The following is a 20,530-nucleotide window of genomic DNA, read 5'->3' on the forward strand; positions in this document are numbered from 1 at the left end:
TCGTGAAGAAGCTCATCTATCTGGACGGCTGCGCGACGACGCGGGTGGACGACGAGGTGTTCGAGGCGATGCTGCCGTTCCTCCGCGAGGAGTACGGCAACCCCTCCTCCCCGCACGTGCTCGGCAAGCGAGCGAGGCGGGCCGTGGACGAGGCGGCCGCCTCGGTGGCCGCCCTCATGGGGGCCGACCCCGCCGACGTGGTGTTCACCTCCGGCGCGACAGAGGGCAACAATCTGGCGCTGCTCGGCATGTTCGGCCACGACGACCGGGCGCCGGTCGGCGGGCTGTTCTGCCCGACCGACCACAAGTCGTCGCTGGCGATCGGCAGGGCGCTGGCCGCCCGCGGCGTGGACGTCAGGACGATGCGGGTCGGACCGGACGGCAGGATCGACCTGCAGCACCTGGCCGGCCTGCTCGACCTGCACTCCAGGGTGGCGACCACGGCCTGGGTCAACAGCGAGATCGGCACCGTGCAGCCGGTGGCGGCGATGGCCGCGCTCTGCCACGAGGTGGGGACCATGCTGCACGTGGACGCCGCCCAGGCGGCCGGGCGGGTCCCGCTGCGAGTGCGGGAGGCCGAGATCGACACGATGTCGCTGTCCGGGCACAAGATCCGCGGCCCCAAGGGCGTCGGCGCGCTGTACGTCCGGCCGGAGATCCGCCATCGGCTGCGGCCGGTCATGTTCGGCGGCGGGCAGTACGAGCTGCGCAGCGGGACGATCCCGACGCACCTGGTGGTCGGGCTGGGCAAGGCGTGCGAGCTGGCGCTGGCCCGGCTCGACGCCGAGCGGCGGCGGGCCGTCGAGCTGCGCGCCACCGCGCTGGACATGCTGCGCGCGGGACTGCCGGGCGTGCGCGTCAACGGCGACCCGCGCCACGGCGTGCCGCACGTGCTCAACGTGGTCCTGCCCGGCGTGCGCGGGGAGAGCCTGGTCTCCAGCCTGTCGACGGTGGCGCTGGCCACCGGGTCGGCGTGCAACTCCGGCTCGCAGGAGCCCTCGCACGTCCTGACCGCCATCGGCCTGAGCGCACAGGACGCCAACAGCTCGGTCCGGATCTGCCTGGACGCCAGCATGCCGTTCGAAGATCTGGTGCTCGGCCTCGACCTGATCGTCGAACGGGCCCGCGACCTGGCGGGCGTGGTCGTCGCCATGGGCGGCCACGCCCCCTTCAGCCCGTCTTGAGGAACTTCCTTGCCGCTTCCACCCCGGCCTGGAAGCGGCTGGTGGCGTCGAGGTCGCGCATGAGGGTGGCGATGTGCCGGCGGCAGCTGCGCACCGACATGCCGAGCTTCCTGGCCACCACCTCGTCGGTGTAGCCCTTGGCCATGAGCGTGGCGATGGACTGCTGGAGGTCGTCGGCGACGGTGGCGTAGCCGAACTCGACACCCTCCAGCGGCGTCGCCGTCTCCCACAGATGGTTGAACATGTCGAGGAAGAACTGGGCGATCCCCTGGTTGCGCACCCGGGCGAGGCTGACGTCGCCACCTTCCCCACCCTCGCCGTCGCCGAACAGGACGACGAGTGAGCGGTCGAAGACGATCGCCGAGCGCGGCACGTGGCTGACGGTGTAGACCTCCACGCCTGCGTCGGTCAGCCGCTTCATCGCCAGCCGCGTGGCCACGTCGGCCCTGCTGCGGTGCTGGCAGATGACCCGCACGGTCACGCCCCTGGCGACCAGCACCAGGAACATCTGCGACAGGTCGCCGGCCTCGCCCACGCCGCCCTGCAGGACGAGCAGCTCGTCGCGGCAGGCGTCGCCGGCCGTCTTCAGGAAGCCGCGCACCTCCATGGCTCCCACCAGGTACTCCACGGTGCTGGGCGGAGGATCGCCGCCGGTCCTGGCGCCGAAGACGCCGACCCGCTCGCGGATCTGGTCGATGAGCTCGCGCCGCCGGTAGATCTCCCGCTCGACGGAGGACACCAGCGAGGCGACCGCGAGATCGGGATCGACGGGCACGAACCGTCCGCCCGTGCCGTCGTCGGCGCGCAGCAGGCGGCTCTCCATCAGGTGCCGCACGGCCTCGCTCACCAGGTGGACGTCGATCCCCAGGTCGGCTGCGGCCACTTCGACCGCCTCGATCGCCCCCTTGCGGGCGGCATAGTGGTACACGTCGGTCACATGCTCGCCACCGGAGGGCGACCTGCCGGTGAACAGCGCCGTCATGGACATGATGGTCACTCCTTACTCACCTGTTCGCGAACCGCTCGGCCACCGAGATGACGTACTGGCCGTAGGCGGACGTGCCGAGTTCGACGCCGAGCCGGTGGCACGTCTCGGCGTCGATGTAGCCCATGCGCAGGGCGATCTCCTCCAGGCAGGCGATCCGCACGCCCTGCCGCTGCTCCATGAGCTGGACGTACTGGCCCGCCTGCAGCAGCGACTCGGGGGTTCCCGCGTCCAGCCACGCGAAGCCGCGACCGAGGTCGACCAGCTTCGCCTTGCCTCTTTCGAGGTAGACGCGGTTGAGGTCGGTGATCTCCAGCTCGCCCCGCGCCGACGGGGTGAGGTTCTTGGCGATGTCGACCGCGTCGCCGTCGTACAGGTAGAGACCGACGATCGCGCGGTTGGAGCGGGGCGCCGCCGGCTTCTCCACGATGGACAGCAGCCGGCCGTCCGCGGCCGTCTCGCCGATGCCGTACCGGTGGGGGTCGCCGACGGGGTAGCCGAACAGCACGCAGCCGTCCAGGCTGCGGCACTCCTGACGGAGCAGTTCCTGGAAGGAGTGGCCGTGGAAGACGTTGTCGCCGAGGACGAGCGCGACCGGGTCGCCGCCGATGTGCCCGGCCCCGATCAGCAGGGCCTCGGCGATGCCGTTGGGCTCGGGCTGTTCGGCGTAGTCGAGGTGGAGTCCGAGGTGGGAGCCGTCGCCGAGCAGGCGGTGCAGCTGCGACAGGTCCCTGGGCGTGGTGATGATCAGGATGTCCCTGATCCCGGCCAGCATGAGCACCGACAGCGGGAAGTACACCAGCGGCTTGTCGTTGACCGGCAGGAGCTGCTTGGAGACCGCCAGCGTGGTGGGCAGCAGGCGGGTGCCCCGCCCTCCGGCGAGCAGGATGCCCTTCATCGCGTTCCCTCCTTCCTGCCCGGCGCTCACGTGCGGGCCGGGGTACGGCGGCTGAACAGGACCAGGGAGGTGACCAGCAGGAGGGCGGCCATCCCTGCGAGCACGCCGAGCTGCGGCAGCACCGCGTCCAGGCCGGTGCCGGGCTCGGCGAGCGTCAGCAGCGCGTCCATCCCCCAGGCGTGCGGGAAGAGGTGGCCGATGGCGTTGAGCACCTCTCCCGAGGACTCGCGCGGCCACAGGCAGCCGCCGAGCATGCCGAGGACCACGCCGAGCGGCGGGCCGATCGCCGGAGCCTGGTCGGGCGATCGCAGCAGCGTGCCGACGAGGAGCGCGGCTCCGGTCGCGACGAGCGCGAACACGCCCACGACAGCCGCCACGCCGAGCGGGTCGCCCCACGAGACGCCGAACGCCAGCGCACTGACCACCACGATGAGCGCGGCCTGCGCGAGCGCGACGAACAGGCGGCTCAGCGCCTCGCCGAGCAGCACCGACCTGCGCCGCACGGGAGCGGTGAGCGCGCGCTGCAGCATGCCCAGCCGGCGGCTCTCCACCAGGGCGGCCGCCACGGCCATCGAGTTGATAAAGGTGAACAGCAGCAGGTTGGCCGGGGCCGTGTACGCGAAGCCGCGCGGATCGCCGCCGCCCGTGGCCGAGCCGGTCACGCCGACGCGGCCAGACTCGGCCTGCGCCCTGCGCACGTACCCGGCGGCCTGCTCGGGAGTGGCGCCGGCGGCCACGACGGCCCTGGTGGCCTCGAGGACGGCGGCGACCTTGGCGACCGCGCCGTCGATGGCGCCGCGGGCGGCCAGGCCGCTGCCGTTGGTCTGGGTCACGACGAGGTCCAGGCGGCCGGCGCCTGGCGAGATGACCAGGCCGGCGGCCAGCGAGCCGGCCCGCACGCCGGACCGTACGTCCTCGGCCGCCTCCAAGGGCCGCACCTCCAGGTCGGGATGCTCGCGCAGCTCGGCGAGCAGGGCGGCGGTGACGGCGTCGGAGCCGGGGGCGACGACGCCGACGGGGAGCCGGGAGGAGCCCGCGCCGCCGCCGAACGCCATGCCGACGAACAGGATGGACACGAACGGCATGACGACCATGAAGAACAGGCCGGTGCGGTCGCGGGTGTGCCTGCGCAGGTTGGCGGCCACCAGCGCGGCCACCGGCCTCGGGCGGAGGGTCACAGCAGCATCCCCTTCCTGAGGCCGAGGACGGCCAGGCCGCCCGCGCCGAGCGCGATCGCCAGCAGGACGCCGATCGGCCCCATGACGGCGGCCACGCTCGCGCCGGACCCGGCCAGCTCCGCCAGCGCCGTGGCGGTCCAGCCGTTCGGCGTCAGCAGCGCCACCGCCTGGAGCACGCCGGGCAGGCTGTGCAGCGGTACGAGGCTGCCGCCGAGGAACGCCATCACGAACGAGATGACCATGATCACCCCGTCGGCCTGGGCGTCGGTCTTGACCCTGGCGGCCACCAGCATGGTGATCGCGGCGGCGGCCAGCACGTGGGCGGTCAGCACGGCGAGCACCGCGAGCGGGTCGCCCCAGCTGGAGCCGAAGATCAGCGTGCCGGAGACCCAGGTGGCGCACACGCTGACCATGGCCAGCGCGAACCCGACCACGGCCTTGCCCGCGACCGGGACCCAGGCGGCGAGCGGCCCGGCCCGCATCCGGTCGAGGGTGCCGAGCTTGCGCTCGGTGAGCAGGCTCCTGAACGACGCGCCGACGACGAAGAAGGCGAACAGCGCCGCCATGCCGGAGCCGTAGTAGACCGCGAGGTCCACCTTGCCGCCGGCCAGCGGGTCTCCGGTGAGCGTGAGCGCGGGCCCTGCCGCGCCGTTGCGCTCCACCAGCTCCTTGACGCGCTCTCCTGGCACCCCTGCGAGCAGGGCGGCGCGCACCGCCAGCGTCCTGGCGTCCACGACCGCCGAGATGCGGTCCACGACGGCTCCCGCGACCACTCCGGCCAGCGGCGAGCGGGGCGAGGTCAGGACGGTGACGTCGCCGCCCTCCCCCGCGCCGACGCTGCGGGTGAACCCGGCGGGGAAGATGATGGCCGCGCCGATCTCGTCGGCGTCGAGCGCCCGCCTCGCCTCCCCGCCGCTCGGCAGGTCGCGCAGCGTCACGCTGCCCTTCAGCTCCTCTGCCGCCGTCACCTCGCGCCGCACGCTGGCGGGGAACTCTCCGCCGTCCAGGTCCACGAAGCCGACCGTGGCGCGCAGCGGCGGGTCGTCGCCGCCCAGGGCCAGCCCGAACAGCGTGGCCAGGGTCACCGGCACGACGAGCGCGATGACGATCGCGGTGCCGTCGCGCAGGCGGGTGCGCAGTTCGAGTGCGCTCACCGTGAGCATGGCTCGCCACATGATCAGTCCCGCAGGGTGGTGCCGGTGAGGTGCAGGAAGGTCGCTTCCAGGTCGGGTTCGATGACCTGGGTGGCCGTCACGGTGGCATGCCCCTCCACGGCGGTGATGAGCGACGGCAGCAGGTACCTGCCGCCGTCGGCCATCAGGCGGACCGACGCGGCCCCGGTCCTGACGGCCTCGGCCACGCCCTCGACGGCGCGCAGCTTGGCGCAGGCGGCTTCGACGTCGCCGTCGAGCACCAGCTCGACGGTGTCTGCGCCGCCGACCAGGGAGACCAGCTCGCGGCGGGTGCCGTCGGCGACGATGCGGCCGTGGTCGATGATCGCCACCCGGTCGCAGACCCGCTCGACCTCCTCCATGTAGTGGGAGGTGTACAGCAGCGCCATGCCGTCGCCGACCAGGCGTTCCAGGCCTTCGAGGATGGCCTTGCGGCTCTGCGGGTCCACGCCCACGGTGGGCTCGTCGAGGATGAGCACCTCGGGGCGGTGCAGCAGGGCGGCCCCGATGTTGATGCGCCGCTTCATGCCGCCCGAGTAGGTGCCGAGCTTGGTGTCGGCCCGGTCGGCGAGGCCGATCAGGTCGAGCACCTCGGCGATGCGCGTGGCCAGGGCGCGGCGGGGAAGGCCGAAGAGCCGGCCGAAGAAGCGCAGGTTCTCCCGGCCGGTCAGCTCCGGGTAGAGGGCGATCTCCTGCGGCACGTAGCCGATCCTGGACTTGGCGCGCAGCGGCTCGCGGGCCAGGTCGACGCCGCCGACCAGGACGGTGCCCGTGTCCGGCCGCAGCAGACCCACCAGCATGGAGATCGTGGTGGTCTTGCCCGCGCCGTTGGGGCCGAGCAGGCCGTACGCCTGGCCTGGGGCGATGGAGAAGCCGACGTCGTGCACGGCGACCAGGTCGCCGTAGCGCTTGCCGAGTCCCCCGCAGGACAGGGCGGCCGTCATCGCCGCCACCCCTGCACGTCCTGCGGGTCGCCCTTGGCGGCGGTGTTGGCGGCGAACACCTGCCGGGCGGGGTCGGCGCCGAGCTGATAGTCCAGCGGGGTGTTGCCGGTGACCCGGTTCCACAGCACGTGGCAGTCGAGGACGTCGTCGCCGCCGAAGTCCTTGGAGGAGCCCATGACGAACCCCGCGCCCATGACCGACTCGCCGCCGGGATGGTTGTCGTGGATGTGGTTGTCCACGACGGTGACCCGGTGCGTGCCGATCAGGGCGAGGCCGACGCCCGAGATCGGCGGGCCGGCCGCGCCCAGGCCGTCCTGCTCGGCGCCCGCGGCCAGCACGTTGCCGTACAGGTCGTTGCCGGCCACCAGGCAGTCTCGTACGCCGCCCTCGGGCTCGCCCTCGTACACCTGGTTGAGCAGCAGGATGCCGATCGCGTTGCCGTGGCAGGCGTTGCCCAGCACCCTGGCCTCGGAGGAGTTGTCCACGAAGACGCCGAAGGCGTTGGCGGTGCACTCGTTGCCGGCGATCTCCGCGCCGGAGCGCGGGCAGAAGCTCAGGGCGACGCCGCCGTACTGGCTGCCCGAGGCCCTGCAGCGCACGACCCGGCAACCGGTGGACTCGCGCAGGTAGATCCCCCAGACGGCGTTGTCGCGCACCTCCACCTCGTGCACGGTCACGCCGGCGGCCGAGTGGGCGTAGACGCCGGCGCCGGAGAAGCCCCGCACGGTCAGCGCCTCCACGCGCACGTCGCCCGCGAGCTCGCCGTGCACGGTGAGGCCGCTGACCACGTCCTCGGCCGCGTCGTGCAGCCGGGGGACGTCGGGCGGCCCGCCGCCGCCCGGCACCAGCACCGTGCGCCCTGCCCCTGCGCCGGTCAGCGTCACGCCGGGCTGCCTGATCCACACACTCTGCGCGTACGTCCCCTCCTCCAGCAGGATCCGGGCGCCGGGTCCGCTCTCGTCCAGCGCCCGCTGGATCGACTCCCCCGGTGAGACCGTTCTCGTCACGGACATCAGCTTTCCTTCCCCTGCGCGACCGGCGCGCCGGCGTAGACGATCGCCAGCGACACGAGCACTCCGCCGCCCTCGCCCCAGCGGGCGGCGGCCTCGACCGTTCCCTGCGCGCCGGGACCCAGCCGCAGCAGCGCCGCGCCGGCGCTGGCGCCGCGGACCGCGTACGCCGTCCCTGCGGTCAGCGGCAGCCCGGTGGAGGCGGTCAGCTCGTCGGCGGCCTCGTCCAGCAGCGGCATGGTCCACGCGGCCGCAGGCGCGGCCACGGCCTCGAAGTCGTGCCAGGTGAAGCCGGGCGGCCTGCCTCCGACCGCCTTGATGAGGCTCTCCTTGACCGAGAAGGCGACGCGGCCCGCTTCCGTGCGCCGCTCGGCCGCGGTGGCGACGTGGCGGGCGAGGAGCTCCCCGCCCCGGTGCGCGGCCCTGGCCAGCCGGCCGGACTCCACGATGTCCACGCCCACGAGGACGGCGGGCGGGTTCACGCGAGGGCTCCCGCGCATCGGGCGACGAACGGCTCCAGCGCCGCGGTGTACTCCTCGGCGCACTCCACCATCGGGATGTGGCCGCTCTCCTCGACCACGAGCGTCTCGTGCCCGTCCCGCCCTTCGAGGGCCTCCAGCCAGGGGGTCACCGGCGTCATCCGGTCGTGCCGTCCCCATACGTACAGGGCGGGGCAGGCCACCTTGTCCAGGGCGGGGGCGACGCGGTAGGCGCGGGTGGCCTTGAGGCTGCGGGCCATGGACACCATCGAGTCGGGGCGGCTGATCAGCTCGCCCGCCTCCGCCATGCGCTCGGCGGAGAAGTGGCAGCCGCGGTGGAAGAGCGCCGCCACCATGCGGCGGCCGAAGTCGTCGCCGGTCGGCCGCACGCTGCCCCGCCGGTCGAAGCTCAGCCCGACGTCCGGGTCGGCGGTGAGGCCTGGCGCGCCGCTCACCACGATGCCACGGACCCGGTCGGGGCGGCGGCCCGCCAGGTCGATGGCGACCAGGCCGCCGAGCGAGTTGGCGCAGACGACGATCTCGCCCAGGCCCGCGGCGTCGCAGGCGCTGAGCAGCGCGTCGCCGAGCCGCTCGATGGAGCCCGCCACCTGGCGGTCCATCGCGCAGATGGCCTCGTTCGTGCGCAGCACAGGGCGGCCGGCCCGCGCCAGGCTGTGGTACGGGTGGTCCCAGATCCAGCCGCCGGCGAACAGCGCGGACATGAACACCACAGCCGGCGCTCGGTCACCGGGCCGGTGCTCGGTGGTGAATTCCCTCATCAAGGCTCCAGTCACTCGGTCACAGCGTCGAGGCGTCGTCGGGGGTCCATCCGCAGCCGCAGGCCGAGCCGGCCGCCACGACCTGCGCGCAGCCGGGGCAGCGGGCGTAGTCGCGCACGGTGGCGGGATACCAGACGCTGGTGTGGACGCGGGTGCACAGCCCTCCCTTGAAGAAGCGGCGCATGGCCCGCTGGTGCGGCCGGGCGTGGATCGCGCGCAGCGACTCGGGCCTGTCGAAGGCGCTGAGCGTGAACTTGCGCCCGCCGACGTCGAACGTGCTCACGCCGAGGAAGCCGCGCGAGGCGCGCAGCGACTTGACGATCTCCACGCTGAGCAGGTCCACCTCGGCGGATTCGGCGTCGTCGCGGATCTCCAGCCAGGTCAGGACGAGCGCGCCGGGGCGCTCGGTGCGGCCGGTGGCGGCTCTGGCGCTCACGCCGAACTCGCGGGTCGCGTCGGCGGCGGGCACGAACCGCGCCGTGTAGCCGAGCGCCTCGGCGAGCGCGAGCCGGTCGAAGACGCGTTGGACGTGCACGCCGCCGGCGCCTGCGGTCACCAGGTCGAGGCCGGACACGGTGGCGGCGCCGCCTGCCGCCGGCATGCCCAGGTACGCCTCGCGGTGATCGGCCGTCAGCCGCCAGGACACGGCGGCGGCGTCCCCGTCCCCCGTGACGCGGTCCACCTCGAAGCTCAGGTTCCTGAAGCGGGCCAGCGTGGCGGCGGCGTGCGCGGCCAGCGCCTCGCCGGTCAGCGGCCCCGGGCAGTCGGGGTCGGCGTAGGTGCCGGCGCAGGCCGCGACCGCCGCGGCGTCGCCGGCCTGCCACGCCTCCAGGTGCGCCTCGGCCGTCTTCCTGGCGTCCATCAGCCGCCCCCGTCTTCCGGCAACCGCCGCGTACGCACCGCCAGGGCCATCGCCCGGACATCGGTGTGGCTGATCGACACCCGGATCCACCCGGCACCGCCGTCGGGCGCCGCGGGCCCGGCGGGGCGGGACGGAAGCGCCGCCAGGTCGCCGTGCAGGCGTACGGCGGGCGGGTGCCCGTCGAGGCAGGCCCTGCTCGCCCGGCAGGCCGTGGTGGGGAGCGGCAGGATCTCGACCTGGCCGAGGTGCTCGGGGGTGGGCGGCAGGCCGAGCAGGCGCAGGACGGCGCGCTTGGCGGCCAGACGTCCCGCCCAGTGCTGCAGCGTGCGCCCGCCCGCCGACCTGAGCCGTTCGGCGCGCGTGTAGACGACCTCCAGCGGCATGTCGCCGACGAGCTCGCGGGGGCTGGTGAGCCCCGCGTGGCCGACGATCGCGCTGCCCCACCGTTTCACGCCGCCACCGCCTTCGCCAGCCGCCTGAGGGTCGCGGGGTCGGTCATGCTCAGGCAGCGCACCCCGGTGCGGCGGGCCAGCCCGGTGAGCACCTTGCTGTCGCCCACCTCGACGACGGACACCGGCGCGAGCGCCGTCTCCCGCATGCCGGCCGACGGGGTGGGCGCGATCGCCTCCATCGTGCGGGTCCAGCGGACGCGGCCCGTGAGCTGGGCGACCAGTGCGCGGCGCAGAACGGCGAGCTCCGTGGTGGGCTCGCCGGTGACGTTGGGGACGACGGGAACGCGGGGCTCGCGCATGGGGGCCGCCTCGACCGCCGCCGCCCAGGCGCGTTCGGCGCCGGCCATCAGCGGCGAGTGGAAGGCGTTGCCCACCCGCAAGGCAACGATCTTGTCGGCGTCGGCGGCGAGCTCCGCGAGCCGGTCCAGCGCGGGCGGCGAGCCCGACACCACCACGTGCCCTGGCGCGTTCTCCAGCCCCACCACGACGGGCTCCCCGGGCGCGGACGCGGCCTCGGCGAGCTGCTCGACCCGCTCCACCGGCAGGCCCATCACCGCCCGCATACCGCCGCGGACGTCCACGCCGGCCATGAGCCCGGCGCGCAGCTCCACCAGCCGGACCGTGCCGGCCAGGTCCAGCACGCCGGCCGCGTGCAGCGCGCTCAGCTCGCCCACGCTGTGCCCGGCCACGACGGCGGGCTCGTACCCCTCCTCGTCGAGGACGGCCAGCGCCGCCAGGTTGCAGGCCGTGACCGCGATCTGGGCGTGCTCGGTGGCGACCAGCCGGTCGAGCGGCCCCCTGGCGCACAGCGGCGAGATCGGCCGGGTGAGCATCGCGTCGACCTGCTCGAGGCGTCGCCTGGCCGCCGGGCTGCGACGCAGCCATGCGCCCATGCCGATACGGACCGTTCCCTGTCCGGGGAAGAGATAGCCCAGCATGTCGTCTCCCTTCGCCGACTAGAGCCGGCGCCTGGGGCGCCGCTCCTGGTGCGCGGGCCGTTCGGTGCCGAGGAAGCCGAGCAGCAGCTTGTTGACCTCGTCGGGGGCGTCCAGAGGGAGCCAGTGGCCGGCGTCCTCGATCCGCTCGTAGCGCCACGGACCCTTGACGTACTTGCCGGAGGCGGCCATGCCCTCCTCCAGGAGCGCCTTGTCGCCCGCCCCCCAGATGCCGAGCGTCGGCGCGTACACCGGCGGGAACGGCCGGGCGGGGCGCAGCTCGGCCTCGGGCGAGCGGTTGGCCCTGTACCAGTTGAGCCCGGCGGTGAGCGCGCCGGGTCTGGCCAGGTCGCGCAGGTAGCGGTCGTGGTCGCCTTCGCGGCCCATGATCTCCTTGAACAGCCGCCAGCCGTTGCGCCGCAGCAGTTCCTCGCTCACTCCGGGGAACTGGTAGAAGAGCATGTACCAGGAGGCGGCCCGCTGCTCCAGCGAGGGCGTGGCGAAGACGCCGGGGTGGCCGACCGACATGACCACCAGGTGGTCGAGCCTGCGCGGCATCAGGAAGGCGTACATCCAGGCGATCGCCGCCCCCCAGTCGTGGCCGACCAGATGCGGGCGTTTGACGCCCAGGTGGAGCGTGAGGGCCACGACGTCGTTGACGATGGTCTGCATGCCGTAGGCGGCGGCCTCCTGCGGCTTGCCGGAGTCGCCGAAGCCGCGCAGGTCGGGCGCGATGACCCGGAAACCGCCCTCGACGAGCGCCGGGATCTGATGACGCCACAGGTAGGAGGAGTCGGGGAAGCCGTGCAGCAGGATCACGGGCTCGCCCTCGCCCTCGTCCAGGTAGGCGAGTTCCACGTCGTTGACGCGTACGGTTCTCTTCTCGGTCATGCCGTCTCCCTGAACAGCCGTTCAGCGAAGAACTCGCTGAAGCCGAACTCCGGTACGTCCTCCGGGGCGACCATGTTGAGCAGCCCGGTCACCTGCGCAGCGAAGTTGCGCGCCATGAGCTTGCGGACCCTGCGCCTGCGCTCGACGGCGGCGGGCCCGAACTCCACGTGCAGCCTGCTGATGATGGAGGCGCCGAAGTCCAGGCGCTCCAGGCGGAAGTCACGCTCCTCCACGTACGGCGCGAACGCCGAGGGCGACCAGTCGGAGGAGGCCAGCAGGATGTCGCAGACCGTGCGGGAGTCGCGCATGGCGCAGGACAGGCCGGTGCCGAGCACGGTGTCGGCGTTGCCCGCCTCGTCGCCGATCAGCACGACGCCCTCGGTCAGCGGCGGCCCCTCGGGGACGCTGGACACCGACGGCCACACCGACAGCGGGCCCGCGGGCGTCGCCTCGGTCACCGCCTTGCCCCGGTCCGGCAGGCACTCCAGCTCGAAGGCGGCCATGAACCGCTCGACGCCGCCAGGTCCCCTGTAGCGGTGCTTGTTGGCGGTGGGGAAGTTGAGGTAGAGGCGGGCCCGGCCGTAGCCCTGGGGGAAGACCATGAACATGACGTCGCCCTCGGTGCCCATGGCCTGCACGTCGGGCGGCCAGCCGGCCATGTCCTCGACCATCATGCCGCCGCCCCAGTGGTGCATGGAGTTGCGCATGGTGATGCCGACCTGGCGGCCGACCGTGCAGCCGCGGCCGGTGGCGCCGAGCACGAGGCGGGGCCGCAGCTCGAACGCGCCCTCCGGGGTCCGGTAGGTGACGACGGGCCGCTCACCGGGAACCACGACGATCTTGGAGGCGTTCATCACCAGGCGGGCGCCGGAGGCGGCGGCCTGCTCCGCCATCAGCGCGCACACGGCGTGGTGCGGGAAGGACATGGGGCCGCCGACGCCGGGGATGAACCTGGTCATGTCCACCGCCTCGACCTCGTCGTCCGTGACGGCTTCGTCCCAGGTCATCCACTCGCGGATCTCCCAGGCGCCGCCGGCCGAGAAACAGTCGTAGACGCCCAGGCGCTGCGCCTCCCTGATCCCCCATGGCGCGAGCCACTCTCCGCGGACCAGATCCTGGTAGGTGTCCTGCTTCTCCAGCAGCACCACGGAAAGCCCGCCGGCGGTCAGCTTGCAGGCGGCCGACGCGCCGGCGATGCCGCCGCCGACGATGACGACGTCGGGCGGCTCGGGTCGGGTCACTGCCCCCACCTCTCCCAGTAGGTGCGTTCCTTGGCTCGGTAACGGTCGGCCGGGCGGAAGCCGGCGCCCAGCGTGTAGGCGACGGGGATCATGCAGACCTGCGTGACCCCTGTGGGTATGCCGAGCAGGCGCCCGGTCTCGCGTTCGTGCGGCACGTGCAGGCACGTGATCGTGCTGCCTAACCCCCTGCTGCGCAGGGCGAGCTGGAAGGACCAGATGGCGGGGAAGATGGAGCCGTAGAAGATGCTGGCCCGCGTCTCGCCGTGCTGGACGAGGTGGCCGGGGTCGTCGGCGATCTTGTCCGCCATCCGCGCGCGCCAGCGGGCGTTGATGGCGGCGATGTCCGGCGGCCTGCCCAACACGCAGGGGATGACCAGCACCGGCACCGCCGCGATCGTCTCGGTGAGCGCCTGCGCGGAGTCGTAGTTGCGGCGGGCCTGCGCGTCGTTGCGCCGCCGGCCCGCGTTGGTCCACATGTCGTTGCGGTGGAAGGCCCAGGACGAGCGGATCATCTCGGCGAGCTTCTCCTTGACGCCCGCCTCGGTGATCACCAGCCAGCGCCAGTTCTGGTGGTTGTTGGCGGTGGGCGCCTGGACGGCGACCTCCAGGGCCTGCTCCACGATCTCCCGGGGTACGGGCCGGTCCAGGTCCAGCCTGCGGCGCACGGACCGGGTGGTGGTCAGCAGCCGGTCGGTCTCGGCCACGTCGAAGGGCATCCGGCTCACACCGCCTCCAGCAGGACGGCGCCGCGGACCGAGTCGTGCGCCGCGGTCAGCGCCAGCGCGCTCGCCATCGGACCCGCGAGTTCGGGGCGGGTCACGTACGAGCCCCTGTCGCCGGCGAGCGGCGCGGTGAGCCCGGTCAGCGCGGGGGCGAGACCGTCGCGGACCGCGAGTGCGGCCAGGGCGATGTTCATCGCGCCGGTGGCCGCCTGGCAGTCGCCGATGAGCGCCGCCGAGGCGGTGAGCAGCGCGCCCGGCATGCGGGCCAGGACCGCCGCCGCCTCCTCGCCGTCGCGGGGCAGCCCGGTGGCCGCGCCCACGACCAGGCCTGGTGCCGCTCCGGGCAGCGCGAGGCTGCGCGCCACCGGCTCGGCTCCCTCTCCTGCCGCGTGCCTGGTGCCTGCCACGCGGGCGTACGGCCTGCCGCCGCGCGCCGCGCAGTGGTCGGCGGACTCGACCACGAAGGCCACGGCCCCCGATCCGGTCACCGGCTCCACCGCCTCCGCCCCGTACGGCACCGGCCCGTCGTCCTCGAACGGCGCGGAGGCGCCGCCGGGGGCGGGCCTGGCGGGCGTCTCGTCGGCGGCGACGACCAGGACCACCTCGGCCTTGCCCGCGTCGATCATCTCCAGCGCGCAGTCCAGGGCGATGGACGCCGACGCCGCGCCGTTGCAGAGGGTCGTGGTGGGGCCGCGCAGCCCGAGCGTCTGGCAGACCGCGCCGCCGGTGGCGTTCAGCACGACGTTGGAGAAGCTCAGCACGGCCGGCTTGTTCGGGTTGAGCGCGATGCTGTCGTCGAAGCCGCCGGTGCTCTCGGCCGATCCCGCCCCTGTGGCGAAGACCAGCGCGACGTCGTCCAGCGCTTTGCGCGGCAGCTTGAGCTCGGCGTCCTCCCAGGCCAGGCGGGAAGCCGCGATCGCCAGGCGGGACAGGCGGTTCATGTGCCGCCACAGTGAGCGCGGCGCGAACGTCCGGCCTTCGAGCGACGGGGCCTGCCCGGCCGCGCGGCGACCTGCGGCGATCGCCGCGGCCGTCTCGGCGATGCCGGTGCCGGCGCCGGTGACCGGCCCCAGCCCGCTGATCACCGCCTGCCTGCGGGGCGCCGGCTCGTACGGAACCGGGTCCCTGGGCCTGGCCAGCACGAGCGAGACGTTGTTGCCGCCGAAGGCGTAGTTGTTGGAGACCACGGTGTCGATGGGCATCGCCCTGGCCTGGTTCGGCACGTAGTCCAGGTCGGCCTGCGCGCCGTCGTCGAAGCCGATCGTGGGCGGCGCCACGCCGTGGCGCAGGGCCAGCACGCTGGCCACGGCCTCGACCGCACCGGCGGCGCCGAGGGTGTGGCCGACGAAGGACTTGATGCTGCTGGTGGGTACCCGGGCGGCCCGCTCGCCGAAGACCAGGCGCATGACCTTGGCCTCCATGGCGTCGTTGGCCGGGGTGCCGGTGCCGTGCCCGCTGACGTAGTGGACGTCGCCGGGTGTGAGCCCGGCTTCGGCCAGTGCGCGGCGCACGGCGCTGGCCCCGCCGCGCCCGGTGGGGTCGGGGGCGGTGGCGTGGTAGGCGTCGGCGGACAGCCCGTAGCCGGCGACCTCCGCCAGCGGCGTCACCCCTCTGGCGAGCGCCAGGTCCAGCGGCTCCAGCAGCAGGAACGCGGCGCCCTCGCCGAGGTTGAGCCCGTCGGAGCGGCTGTAGGGCCGGCACGGGCCGGTGCTCAGTGCCTGCAGCCCGGCGAAGCCCGCGTAGGTGCCGAACAGCAGCGGGTCGACGCCGCCTGCCAGGACCGCGTCGGCCTCGCCGGTGAGGATCTTGTCCCTGGCCAGGCCGACCGCGTTGCCGCCGGCGGCGCAGGCGGTCGAGACGAGGATCCGCGGCCCGCGCAGGCCGAGCCGCTCCGCGACCACGTCGGCGGTGTGGTGCATGGGCTGGTAGCGCCCGGCGGGCCCTGGGGTGGCCTGGCACTTGCCGAGGATGATGCCGAACCGGTCGGGGGCGGGGGCCGCCCGTGCCGGCCCCGCCTGCTCGACCCCTGCCTGCTCGACCGCCTGGCGGGCGGCGACGAGCGCGAGCCGCGCGGTGCGGTCCCCTGCCTGCTCGCCTGCGGGCAGCTGGGCGTCGATCCACTCGTCGGGCACCTGACCCGCGTGCCTGGCCGTGAACACGGCGAACGCCTCGTCCTCGATCGGGGCGAGCCCGCCCCTGGCCGTGGTGAGCCGCGTCCAGAACTCCTCGGGGTTCCTGCCGGCCGCGCAGATGATGCCCAGGCCGGTGACGACGACGGGCCGCAGCGCCATGCTCTGCCTCCTTCTCAGCGTGACCTGCCGATCAGATGATCGGGATGCTCCAGCTCTTGGGCACGATGTACGGGCTGGTCAGCGTGGTGACGTCGACGCCGCCGACGGTCAGGCCGAGACCTGCCGCCGCCAGTTCGGGGTCCACGCGGGCCAGGCCGAGGGTGGCGCCGAGGCCGGCGCTCTGCACGGCGTAGACGACCTCGCCCACGTCCTGGCCGCCGGCGAGCACGCGGGTGCCAGGCGCAGGGACGCCCTCGCAGCCGGTGAAGCCGACCGTGCGTAGCCCGCCTCCGGTCTCGAAAGCCTCCAGCACGGCGGCGCGGCCGACGAAGTCGTCCTTGGTGATGTCGACCAGCCAGTTGGCGCCGATCTCGATCACCGAGGCGCCCGGGGTGGCCTCGTGGCGTGGGATCGGCTGGCGCACCTCCAGCATCGCCAGCTCCAGCGCCTCCTGCCCCGCGGCCTGCGCGTGCTCCAGCGCGCCCGCCCACAGGCCGGGCGCGGCCTGCCTGGGGACGATCATCTGATAGCCGTACTCGCCGGTGTAGCCGGTCCTGGCGAAGACGATGTCCACGCCGTTCCAGGTGGTGTCCACCACGGACTCGAACGGCAGGGAGGCGAGTTCGCCGTCGATCAGCCGACCGACCACGCCCCACGCGTACGGGCCCTCCAGTCCGATGACCGTCAGGTCGGCGGAGCGGTCGGCGATCTCGGCGCCCTCCTCGGCGTGCGCCAGCAGATGGTCCAGCAGGCGGGCGCCGGCGCCGCAGGAGCTCTCCAGGAGCAGCCCCTCCTCCCGGCCGAAGGCGACGACCTGGTCCACGACCTGGCCGGACTCGTCGAGAACGAGGCTCATCATGCAGCGGTCGGAGGTGAGGTACTCCACGTCGCGGGCCAGCACCCGCTGGGCGAAGTCCACGGCGGCGGGGCCGGTGATCTCGATGAGCCGGTGCCCGCCGAGGTCGAGCACGGCCGCGCGCTCCCTGAGCACCTGGTACTCCTGCGGGAAGGAGGAGAAGCGCAGCGGGACGGTGGCGTCGCCCACGTCGCCGTAGACGGTGTCCTCCGGATGCAGGGACGCGAGGACGCTAGCCATGGTTCACACCTTTCGCACAGAACGTTGGGTCGCCGGATCGGCGATCGTGAGGTTTCCTTCGGCGGCGACCTGGCCGTCCACCCGGGCCGAGACCCGGTACTCGGCGAACCCCGAGCCGCCGGCGGTCTGCTCGGCCGTCAGCACGAGCTGGTCGCCGGGCACGACCGGGCGGCGGAAGCGCATCGACCTGACGCCCGCCAGGTAGCTGATCTCGCTGGCGCCCGCCAGGGCGAAGACCACGCCGGCGAGCTGGGCCATGGCCTCGACCACGACGACCCCGGGCAGCACCGCCTGGCCGGGGAAGTGTCCCTGGAACCACAGCTCGGTGCCGGTGACGTTCTTGGTCGCCGTTCCCTTGACGCCGGGCACCACCTTGACGACCCGGTCGAGCAGCAGCATCGGCCAGCGGTGCGGCAGGACGGCGCGGACCTGGTCGTGGGTCAGCCCGGAGACGGGCGGCGCCTGCTGTGCCACCGTCATGCCGGCGCCCTCAGCGTGGGGTCGACCTCGTCGGCCAGTCGCGACACCGAGCCGAACACCGCCATGTCGCTGTCGTAGAGCGCGACGCCGAACTCGGCCTCGATGGCGACGTAGAGCTCCAGCACGTCGAGGCTGTCCAGCTCGAGGCCGCGGCCGAACAGCGGCTGGTCGTCGGTGATCCAGCCGGGCTCGATCTCCAGATCGAGCCGCGACACGATCATCTTCTTGATCTGGCTGCAGGTCTGCTGCCGCTGGGCGGCCTTCGCCCGCAGTTCGTCGATGGTCATGGGTTCTCCTTGTGCGCCAGGCTGATGGTGGGGGCCGGTCACTGGAGGCCACCGCCGTGCGCGACGACCACCGAGCCGGACATGTACGAGGCCTTGTCCGAGGCGAGGAAGCTGACGATGGAGGCGATCTCCTCCGGCCGGCCCATCCGGCCCAGGCGGATGCGCGACTCGTAGCGCTTCTTGATGTCGGCGGGCACCTTGCGGGTCATGTCGGTGGCGACGAAGCCGGGGGCGACCACGTTGGCCCGCACCCCGTGCGGGGCCGCCTCGTTCGACAGCGCGTGGGTGAAGGCGATGATCGCGCCCTTGGACGCCACGTAGTTGGTCTGGCCGGGAAAGCCGCCGTCGAGCCCGCTGGAGGAGGAGATGGTCACGATCGATCCGCTCCGCTGGTGCTGCATCACCTTCAGCGCCTCCCGGCAGGCGAGGAAGGTGCCGACGAGGTTGGTGTCCACGGGGGCGCGGAACTGCTCCAGGCTCATCGCGATGAGGTAGCGGTCCCTGGTGACGCCGGCGCTGGTCACCAGCACGTCGAGCCGCCCGTGCTCGGCCCGCACGGTGCGGAAGAGGCGCTTGACCGCCTCCTCGTCGGTGACGTCGGCCTGCACGGCGCTCGCGCTGCCGCCCTCCTGCGCGATCTGGTCGGCCACTTCCTTGGCGTCGCGCTCGGACTGGGCGTAGTTGACGATGACGTGGGCGCCCTCCCTGGCCAGGTCGAGCGCGACGGCCCGGCCGATCCCGCGGGACCCGCCCGTCACCACGGCCACAGAGCCGGGGGCAAAGAGCATCATCTCTCCAGGAATTCGATAATCACCGCATCGATCAATCTGGATCTTTACGCATAAGCTACTAAGCCGCGATATCACGCCTGCATCACCCAGATATCTCGGCATTGACCTGAATATTCGCGATATATGACTCTTGGCCCATGAATGAGCTCGATGTAGAAGTTCTGGTCGTCGGAGGTGGGCCTGTCGGGCTCTGCGCCGCCATTGAGCTCGCCCGCCACGGAATATCGGTGCTGCTGGTGGAAAGGCGGGCGGACACGTCGATTTTCCCGAAGGCGCGTTTGATCACCACCAGGACGATGGAGCTGCTGCGCGGCTGGGGCATCCAGGAGGAGGTGGAGCGCGCAGGCATGCCCAGGGAGGAGTACCTCGCGGTGGGCGTCGGCAGCTCCCTGACCGCCGCCGACTTTCTCAGGTCCGCCGCGGAGCTGGACCGGGACGCGCCGCAGAGCCCCACCTACACCTTCCTGTGCGCGCAGGACCGCCTGGAGGTGATCCTCCGGCGGCTGGCCGAGTCCCGGCCTGAGACCGAGGTGTGGTTCGGCGCCACCATGACCGGCATGCGCCCCACCGCCGGCGGCGTGACGGCGACCGTGAACCGCGCGGACGGCGAGACGCTGGTGCGCTGCCGCTACCTGGTGGCCGCCGACGGCAGCCGCAGCGGCGTGCGCGAGGGCCTCGGCATCGCGGCCGAGGGTCCGCCGCCGCTCGGCCACATGATCAGCATCATGTTCGAGGCGGACCTCGGCTTCCTGCCCCCCGACCGGCGGGCCGCGCTGTCCTTCCTACGCGACCCGCCCTGTGCCGTGGAGGCGGTCGACCACGAGCGGCGCTGGATGGTGCAGACCGGCTACGAGCCAGAGCTCGGCGGCAGCCCTGCGGACTTCACCGAGGAGGCCTGCCTGGCGGCCGTGCGCGCCGCCGTGGGCATGCCCGGCCTGCCTGTCACCATCCTCGGCGTGATGCCGTGGCTGCAGCAGGCCATGGTGGCCGCCGCCTTCAGGGCAGGCCCGGTCTTCCTGGCGGGCGACGCCGCGCACGTGGCGACGCCGCAGGGCGGGTTCGGCATGAACTGCGGCATCCAGGACGCGCACAACCTGGCCTGGAAGCTGGCCGCCGTGCTGCGCGGCACGGCGGGCGAGGAGCTGCTGGACACCTACGAGGCGGAACGCCGGCCCGTCGCCGCCCGCACGGTGGACGAGAGCCTGAACAACGCGCTGATCACCTTCGACATGATGGAGGGCAGGCTGTCGATGCGGGAGGCGATCGAGCGGCAGGCAGGGCGGCGCAGCTGCGAGGGGCTGGTGCTGGGGTTCGGCTACGACTCCCGCGCCGTGGTGTCCGACGGCACCGCGCCCCCCGCGCCCGCCGACCCCTACCGGACGTACGTCCCCACCGCCCGGCCCGGGCATCGGGCCCCGCACGTGTGGCTCCATGGCCCCGACGGGCGTGTCTCCACCCTGGACCTACTCGGCCCGCGCTTCACGCTGCTCGCTCCCGCCGGCGCCGGCTGGCCGGGGCAGGCCGCGGAGGCGGCCCGCCGCACCGGCGTCCCGCTCACCGCCGTGGAGATCGCCGCCGAGGAGATCTCCGCCGAGGACCCGCCCACGCTTGGAGAGTCCTCCCCGCACATCCCCGGGGACCCGTTCACCGTCGCGGGCCGCTGTCCCTCCGGCCCGCTCCTCTCGCCTACCTGGGCCAAGGAGTACGGGCTCGGTCCTGAGGGCGCGGTCCTCATCCGTCCTGACGGTCACGTCGCCTGGCGCTCCCCGGACGGCCCCGCCTCGGCGCTGGCGCTCACGAAGGCCGTCGACCGGGTGCTGTCCAGGCGCTGACACGGCGGAGCCGGGAGGTGG

The 20,530-nt window shown here is 73.3% G+C and carries 21 protein-coding genes; 2 read left to right on the plus strand and 19 right to left on the minus strand.

The window, feature by feature from the left end:
• Positions 1-2 precede the first annotated feature (2 nt).
• A complete protein-coding gene (locus FHR33_RS05445) occupies positions 3-1,184 on the plus strand; it encodes a cysteine desulfurase family protein (protein WP_183644370.1) in 1,182 nt (393 codons plus the stop codon).
• On the opposite strand, the gene FHR33_RS05450 is transcribed toward FHR33_RS05445, so the two are convergent.
• The 19 genes from FHR33_RS05450 to fabG are packed head-to-tail and all read right to left on the minus strand — an operon-like array spanning position 1,171 to position 18,677.
• Entirely contained in the window at positions 1,171-2,172 is a 1,002-nt protein-coding gene (locus FHR33_RS05450; RefSeq protein ID WP_183644372.1) for a helix-turn-helix domain-containing protein, read from the minus strand. The genes FHR33_RS05445 and FHR33_RS05450 overlap by 14 nt on opposite strands.
• A gap of 16 nt (positions 2,173-2,188) precedes the next feature.
• On the minus strand, positions 2,189-3,067 hold the full coding sequence (gene rfbA / locus FHR33_RS05455; RefSeq protein ID WP_183644375.1) for a glucose-1-phosphate thymidylyltransferase RfbA: 879 nt from the start codon (positions 3,065-3,067) through the stop codon (positions 2,189-2,191).
• Between the two features lie 26 nt (positions 3,068-3,093).
• A complete protein-coding gene (locus FHR33_RS05460; protein ID WP_183644378.1) occupies positions 3,094-4,245 on the minus strand; it encodes an ABC transporter permease in 1,152 nt (383 codons plus the stop codon).
• Positions 4,242-5,408, minus strand: coding sequence for an ABC transporter permease (locus FHR33_RS05465; protein WP_183644381.1), 1,167 nt, complete (start codon positions 5,406-5,408; stop codon positions 4,242-4,244). Before FHR33_RS05465 ends, FHR33_RS05460 begins: the two co-directional genes overlap by 4 nt.
• 14 nt (positions 5,409-5,422) lie before the next feature.
• Positions 5,423-6,361 (minus strand): ABC transporter ATP-binding protein, encoded by a 939-nt coding sequence (locus FHR33_RS05470; RefSeq protein ID WP_183644384.1) that lies wholly within the window; start codon positions 6,359-6,361, stop codon positions 5,423-5,425.
• Entirely contained in the window at positions 6,358-7,374 is a 1,017-nt protein-coding gene (locus tag FHR33_RS05475; protein WP_183644387.1) for a right-handed parallel beta-helix repeat-containing protein, read from the minus strand. Before FHR33_RS05475 ends, FHR33_RS05470 begins: the two co-directional genes overlap by 4 nt.
• Complete coding sequence (locus FHR33_RS05480; protein ID WP_183644390.1) at positions 7,374-7,853, minus strand: 4'-phosphopantetheinyl transferase superfamily protein; 480 nt, start codon at positions 7,851-7,853, stop codon at positions 7,374-7,376. Before FHR33_RS05480 ends, FHR33_RS05475 begins: the two co-directional genes overlap by 1 nt.
• Positions 7,850-8,629: an alpha/beta fold hydrolase gene (locus FHR33_RS05485; RefSeq protein WP_183644393.1), complete on the minus strand. Its 780-nt coding sequence runs from the start codon at positions 8,627-8,629 to the stop codon at positions 7,850-7,852. The genes FHR33_RS05480 and FHR33_RS05485 overlap by 4 nt, the downstream gene beginning before the upstream one ends.
• A 19-nt stretch (positions 8,630-8,648) precedes the next feature.
• Positions 8,649-9,491 (minus strand): ester cyclase, encoded by an 843-nt coding sequence (locus FHR33_RS05490; RefSeq protein ID WP_183644396.1) that lies wholly within the window; start codon positions 9,489-9,491, stop codon positions 8,649-8,651.
• Entirely contained in the window at positions 9,491-9,943 is a 453-nt protein-coding gene (locus tag FHR33_RS05495; RefSeq protein WP_183644398.1) for a holo-ACP synthase, read from the minus strand. Before FHR33_RS05495 ends, FHR33_RS05490 begins: the two co-directional genes overlap by 1 nt.
• The gene (locus FHR33_RS05500; protein ID WP_183644401.1) at positions 9,940-10,881 is read right to left on the minus strand and encodes an ACP S-malonyltransferase; all 942 of its coding nucleotides are present in this window, start codon (positions 10,879-10,881) and stop codon (positions 9,940-9,942) included. Before FHR33_RS05500 ends, FHR33_RS05495 begins: the two co-directional genes overlap by 4 nt.
• An 18-nt stretch (positions 10,882-10,899) precedes the next feature.
• Positions 10,900-11,769 (minus strand): alpha/beta fold hydrolase, encoded by an 870-nt coding sequence (locus FHR33_RS05505; RefSeq protein WP_183644404.1) that lies wholly within the window; start codon positions 11,767-11,769, stop codon positions 10,900-10,902.
• The gene (locus tag FHR33_RS05510; protein WP_312895375.1) at positions 11,766-13,010 is read right to left on the minus strand and encodes an FAD-dependent oxidoreductase; all 1,245 of its coding nucleotides are present in this window, start codon (positions 13,008-13,010) and stop codon (positions 11,766-11,768) included. The genes FHR33_RS05505 and FHR33_RS05510 overlap by 4 nt, the downstream gene beginning before the upstream one ends.
• Positions 13,007-13,726 carry a nitroreductase family protein gene (locus FHR33_RS05515; RefSeq protein ID WP_183659889.1) on the minus strand — a complete coding sequence of 240 codons (720 nt, stop codon included), beginning with the start codon at positions 13,724-13,726 and terminating at the stop codon, positions 13,007-13,009. Before FHR33_RS05515 ends, FHR33_RS05510 begins: the two co-directional genes overlap by 4 nt.
• 5 nt (positions 13,727-13,731) lie before the next feature.
• Entirely contained in the window at positions 13,732-16,023 is a 2,292-nt protein-coding gene (locus tag FHR33_RS05520) for a beta-ketoacyl-[acyl-carrier-protein] synthase family protein (protein ID WP_183644410.1), read from the minus strand.
• Positions 16,024-16,054: 31 nt separating this feature from the next.
• Positions 16,055-17,119 (minus strand): aminomethyl transferase family protein, encoded by a 1,065-nt coding sequence (locus FHR33_RS05525; RefSeq protein ID WP_183644414.1) that lies wholly within the window; start codon positions 17,117-17,119, stop codon positions 16,055-16,057.
• Between the two features lie 3 nt (positions 17,120-17,122).
• Complete coding sequence (gene fabZ, locus FHR33_RS05530) at positions 17,123-17,599, minus strand: 3-hydroxyacyl-ACP dehydratase FabZ (RefSeq protein ID WP_183644416.1); 477 nt, start codon at positions 17,597-17,599, stop codon at positions 17,123-17,125.
• Entirely contained in the window at positions 17,596-17,886 is a 291-nt protein-coding gene (locus FHR33_RS05535) for an acyl carrier protein (RefSeq protein WP_183644419.1), read from the minus strand. The genes fabZ and FHR33_RS05535 overlap by 4 nt, the downstream gene beginning before the upstream one ends.
• Positions 17,887-17,924: 38 nt before the next feature.
• The gene (fabG, locus tag FHR33_RS05540) at positions 17,925-18,677 is read right to left on the minus strand and encodes a 3-oxoacyl-ACP reductase FabG (protein ID WP_246451681.1); all 753 of its coding nucleotides are present in this window, start codon (positions 18,675-18,677) and stop codon (positions 17,925-17,927) included.
• A 137-nt stretch (positions 18,678-18,814) separates the two neighbouring features.
• On the opposite strand from fabG, the gene FHR33_RS05545 reads away from it, so the two are divergent.
• The gene (locus tag FHR33_RS05545) at positions 18,815-20,509 is read left to right on the plus strand and encodes an FAD-dependent oxidoreductase (RefSeq protein ID WP_183644422.1); all 1,695 of its coding nucleotides are present in this window, start codon (positions 18,815-18,817) and stop codon (positions 20,507-20,509) included.
• The last annotated feature ends 21 nt before the right edge of the window (positions 20,510-20,530 follow it).

Source organism: Nonomuraea dietziae, assembly GCF_014195505.1.
Taxonomy (GTDB): Bacteria; Actinomycetota; Actinomycetes; order Streptosporangiales; family Streptosporangiaceae; genus Nonomuraea; species Nonomuraea roseola.

What these genes read in the sequence shown, in the direction of transcription:
- FHR33_RS05450 (WP_183644372.1), bottom strand. Translation starts at nt 2,172, where the DNA reads ATGTCCATGACGGCGCTGTTCACCGGCAGGTCGCCCTCCGGTGGCGAG.
- rfbA (WP_183644375.1), bottom strand. Translation starts at nt 3,067, where the DNA reads ATGAAGGGCATCCTGCTCGCCGGAGGGCGGGGCACCCGCCTGCTGCCC.
- FHR33_RS05465 (WP_183644381.1), bottom strand. Translation starts at nt 5,408, where the DNA reads ATGCTCACGGTGAGCGCACTCGAACTGCGCACCCGCCTGCGCGACGGC.
- FHR33_RS05470 (WP_183644384.1), bottom strand. Translation starts at nt 6,361, where the DNA reads ATGACGGCCGCCCTGTCCTGCGGGGGACTCGGCAAGCGCTACGGCGAC.
- FHR33_RS05475 (WP_183644387.1), bottom strand. Translation starts at nt 7,374, where the DNA reads ATGTCCGTGACGAGAACGGTCTCACCGGGGGAGTCGATCCAGCGGGCG.
- FHR33_RS05485 (WP_183644393.1), bottom strand. Translation starts at nt 8,629, where the DNA reads ATGAGGGAATTCACCACCGAGCACCGGCCCGGTGACCGAGCGCCGGCT.
- FHR33_RS05490 (WP_183644396.1), bottom strand. Translation starts at nt 9,491, where the DNA reads ATGGACGCCAGGAAGACGGCCGAGGCGCACCTGGAGGCGTGGCAGGCC.
- FHR33_RS05500 (WP_183644401.1), bottom strand. Translation starts at nt 10,881, where the DNA reads ATGCTGGGCTATCTCTTCCCCGGACAGGGAACGGTCCGTATCGGCATG.
- FHR33_RS05505 (WP_183644404.1), bottom strand. Translation starts at nt 11,769, where the DNA reads ATGACCGAGAAGAGAACCGTACGCGTCAACGACGTGGAACTCGCCTAC.
- FHR33_RS05515 (WP_183659889.1), bottom strand. Translation starts at nt 13,726, where the DNA reads ATGCCCTTCGACGTGGCCGAGACCGACCGGCTGCTGACCACCACCCGG.
- FHR33_RS05520 (WP_183644410.1), bottom strand. Translation starts at nt 16,023, where the DNA reads ATGGCGCTGCGGCCCGTCGTCGTCACCGGCCTGGGCATCATCTGCGCG.
- FHR33_RS05525 (WP_183644414.1), bottom strand. Translation starts at nt 17,119, where the DNA reads ATGGCTAGCGTCCTCGCGTCCCTGCATCCGGAGGACACCGTCTACGGC.
- fabZ (WP_183644416.1), bottom strand. Translation starts at nt 17,599, where the DNA reads ATGACGGTGGCACAGCAGGCGCCGCCCGTCTCCGGGCTGACCCACGAC.
- FHR33_RS05535 (WP_183644419.1), bottom strand. Translation starts at nt 17,886, where the DNA reads ATGACCATCGACGAACTGCGGGCGAAGGCCGCCCAGCGGCAGCAGACC.
- fabG (WP_246451681.1), bottom strand. Translation starts at nt 18,677, where the DNA reads ATGATGCTCTTTGCCCCCGGCTCTGTGGCCGTGGTGACGGGCGGGTCC.
- FHR33_RS05545 (WP_183644422.1), top strand. Translation starts at nt 18,815, where the DNA reads ATGAATGAGCTCGATGTAGAAGTTCTGGTCGTCGGAGGTGGGCCTGTC.